Source organism: Saccharopolyspora oryzae, from assembly GCF_027853915.1.
In the GTDB taxonomy this organism is placed as follows: Bacteria; Actinomycetota; Actinomycetes; order Mycobacteriales; family Pseudonocardiaceae; genus Saccharopolyspora; species Saccharopolyspora oryzae.
In genome coordinates, this window is sequence record NZ_JAQGLA010000172.1 from 1 (window position 1) to 3,430 (window position 3,430).

Annotated in this window: 3 protein-coding genes and 2 pseudogenes; 4 read left to right on the forward strand and 1 reads right to left on the reverse strand. The window is 70.3% G+C overall.

All coding sequences use genetic code 11. From position 1 onward, the window contains the following. Positions 1-207 (reverse strand): annotated as a pseudogene (locus OU415_RS37955) (amino acid permease); the annotation flags it as partial. Between the two features lie 106 nt (positions 208-313). Here OU415_RS37955 and OU415_RS37960 point away from each other — a divergent pair. From OU415_RS37960 to OU415_RS37975, 4 genes and pseudogenes are all read left to right on the forward strand, one after another. Continuing rightward, complete coding sequence (locus OU415_RS37960; RefSeq protein WP_270954637.1) at positions 314-730, forward strand: OsmC family protein; 417 nt, start codon at positions 314-316, stop codon at positions 728-730. Positions 731-851: 121 nt separating this feature from the next. Then, a complete protein-coding gene (locus OU415_RS37965; RefSeq protein ID WP_270954638.1) occupies positions 852-2,267 on the forward strand; it encodes an amino acid permease in 1,416 nt (471 codons plus the stop codon). Between the two features lie 134 nt (positions 2,268-2,401). Next, the gene (gene rpe / locus OU415_RS37970) at positions 2,402-3,082 is read left to right on the forward strand and encodes a ribulose-phosphate 3-epimerase (protein ID WP_270954639.1); all 681 of its coding nucleotides are present in this window, start codon (positions 2,402-2,404) and stop codon (positions 3,080-3,082) included. A gap of 71 nt (positions 3,083-3,153) precedes the next feature. Continuing rightward, positions 3,154-3,430: pseudogene (locus tag OU415_RS37975) on the forward strand (bifunctional diaminohydroxyphosphoribosylaminopyrimidine deaminase/5-amino-6-(5-phosphoribosylamino)uracil reductase RibD); the annotation flags it as partial.

Sequence of the window (3,430 nt, forward strand, 5' to 3'; positions counted from 1 at the left end):
TGCGGCCGACATCCGCGCGTAGGACCACGCGGTGAACCCCATCGCGACGGTCGCCACGACGTACACCAGCGCCACCGCGCCGCCGCTGCGCGCGTCCAGCACGCCGAAGACGCCGACGGGGGCGAGCGGGCCGATGAACAGCAGCCCGGAGACGATCAGGTCGCGCAGCGTCAACCGGCGCTGCAGGCCTTCCGCGGTAGTGGTCATGTCCTCTATCCCAGGTCGGAACAACGCGGTCCCCGAAATGGTTGACCACGAACGGTCGCAGCGCCGAGGCTGGGCCGGCAACTCCAACGAACGTCAGGTGGTACGAATGTCTTCCACTCCGGTCGAAGTGACCCGGACCGGCCAGCACGCCTTCCTCGCGACCAACCCGCGCGGCGGGCGGGTCGCGCTCGGCCGGGAGGACGCCCCCGACGCGTGCACCCCCGGCGAGCTGCTGCTCGCCGCGATCGCCGCGTGCTCCGCGGTGACCAGCGAGAACCTGCTGGTCCGGCGGCTCGGCGACGACGCCGAGGTGACCGTGCACGCCGACCGCACCAAGGTGCCGGAGGACAAGCACAAGTTCGCCCGCGTCCAGGTCGGCTTCGACGTGGACCTCAGCGCGATCGAGGACGACGGCGACCGCACCAAGCTGCTCGAAGCCGTCGAGCGCGCCATCACGAAGTACTGCACCGTGAGCCGTTCGGTGGAGGAAGGCACTCCGATCGACCTCACCCTCCCCAGCTGACCCCGGGCCCGGCCACCCCCCCGGCTGTGCAACGACTGCGCAACCGCGGCAGTCGGAGGTGGTGGGGGCGTCGTAAGGTGCTCGTCGCGCACCGAGCGGTGCGCGACGAGTGGGAGGCGCAGTGGCACAGGAGACCGCACCGGCACGGCAGTCCGGGTTGCGCCGGGACCTGTCCGGCCGCCAGGTCGGCATGATCGCCATCGGTGGTGCGATCGGAACCGGGTTGTTCCTCGGCTCGGGGCTGGCGATCTCCATCGCCGGACCGGCCGTGATCATCGCCTACGCGGTGGCCGCGTTCGCGGCGCTGGCGCTGGCCTACGCGCTGGCCGAGATGATCGTGGTGCACCCGGAGGCCGGCGGGTTCGGCGCGGTCGTGCAGCGCTACCTCGGCGGACTGCCCGGGTTCGTGTCCCGCTGGATCTACTGGGCCGCGCAGGTGGTCAACATCGGCAGCGAGGTCATCGCGGCCGGGCTCTACGTGCAGTTCTGGTACCCGCAGCTGCCGCTGTGGATGCCGGTGGTGGCGTTCTCGCTGATGATGCTGGCGGTGAACTTCGCGGCCGTGCGGTTCTTCGGCGAGTTCGAGTACTGGTTCGCCATGATCAAGGTCATCACCATCGTGGTGTTCATCGGCCTGGGCGTGTTCTACATCTTCTTCGGCCTGCCCGGCCAGCAGCCGGCCGGTGTCGGGGCGCTGACCGAGCACGGCGGGTTCCTGCCCAACGGCATCGGCGCCGTCTGGCTGGCGCTGACCGTGGTCACGTTCTCCTACCTGGGCACCGAGGCGGTGTCGATGACCGCCGCCGAGTCCCGCAACCCGGGCCGGGACGTCCCGCGCGCCGCGCGCGGCATGGTGCTGCGGCTGGCGCTGTTCTACGTGCTCGGCATGCTCGTGGTGGTCTCGATCCTGCCGTGGAACGAGGTCTCGTCCTCCGGCGAGGTCACGGAGAGCCCGTTCGTGCGGCTGTTCAGCATGGTGGGCATCCCCGCGGCGGCCGGGATCATGAACTTCGTGGTGCTCACCGCGGCGCTGTCGGCGATGAACACCAACCTCTACATCACCTCGCGGATGACCCACTCGCTGGCGATGGACGGCTACGCGCCGAAGTGGTTCGCCAAGGTCGGCAGCAGCGGCGTGCCGCGCCGGTCCTTGGTGCTCTCCGCGGCGGGGTTGGCCTTGGCCGCGGTGCTGGCGGTGTTCGCCGAGGACACCGCGTTCGCGATGCTGCTGGGCCTGGCGTTGTTCGGGGCGCTGGTGACCTGGTTGATGATCTTCGCCAGCCAGCTGGTGTTCCGCCACCGCCGCACGAAGGAAGGCCTGCCGCCCTCCCCGGTCCGGTTGCCGGGCGCTCCGGTGACGACGGTGCTGGCGATGCTGTTCGTCGCGGCGGTCCTGCTGACCACGCCGTTCACCGAGCAGTTCAACACCGCGTGGAAGGCCGGCGTCCCGTTCGTCGTCGTCCTGTGCGTCGCCTACTACGTCGTCAACCGCCGCAAACCGGCTCGGAGCGAGGCCGAGGTCGAGAGCGCGCAGTAGTCGTCGGAGGGCGATCCCGCGGGGACGATCCGGCGAAATCGCCCATCCCTCACCACTCGCCCGATCGGGTGGTGAGGGTGACCTGAGCTGGGGAATGCGCGGGATTTACACTCGCGCATGTGTCGAACCAGCCGATGATCGCGCCCTCCATCCTCTCCGCAGACTTCGCCCGCCTCGCCGATGAGATCTCCGCCGTGAACGGCGAGCCCGGCAAGCGTGCCGACTGGCTCCACGTCGACGTGATGGACGCGCACTTCGTGCCCAACCTGACCCTGGGGCTGCCGGTGGTCGAGTCGATCCTGAAGGTGACCGACATCCCGATCGACTGCCACCTGATGATCGAGGACCCGGACCGCTGGGCCGTCGGCTACGCCGAGGCCGGCTCCCACAACGTCACGGTGCACGTCGAAGCCGCCAAGGACCCGATCGCCATCGCCAAGGACCTGCGCGCCGCGGGCGCCAAGGCGGGCCTGTCGATCAAGCCGGGCACCCCGCTCGAGCCGTACCTGGACGTGCTCAAGCACTACGACACCCTGCTGGTGATGTCGGTGGAGCCGGGCTTCGGCGGCCAGAAGTTCATGGCCGACGTGCTGGACAAGGCCCGCAAGGCGCGCGAGCTGGTCGACACCGGCCACCTCAAGCTCCTGGTGGAGATCGACGGCGGCATCAACGCCGACACCATCGAGCAGGCGGCCGAGGCGGGCGTCGACTGCTTCGTCGCGGGCTCGGCGGTCTACAACGCCGACGACCCGGCCCAGGCGATCGAGGCGCTGCGCGCCAAGGCGGCCCCCAACTTCGCGCACGCTCGCCAGTGACCAAGGCTCGTGAGCGTTTTGGGGCGCTATAGCAACCCAAAACGCTCACGAGACCCGATGGGAGGACGTCGATGGTCGTTCGCGGCGAAGAGCAGGCGATGCGAGCCGCGATCGCGGCCAGCGAGCAGGTTCGGGGCACCACCAGCCCGAACCCCCCTGTCGGCTGCGTGATCCTCGGTGCCGGCGGCGAGGTCGTCGGCGTCGGCGCGACCCGGCCCCCGGGCGGTCCGCACGCCGAAGTCGTCGCGCTGCGCGCGGCGGGGGAGCGGGCCGAGGGCGGCACCGCGGTCGTCACGCTCGAACCCTGCTCGCACACCGGACGCACGCCGCCGTGCACCGATGCGCTGC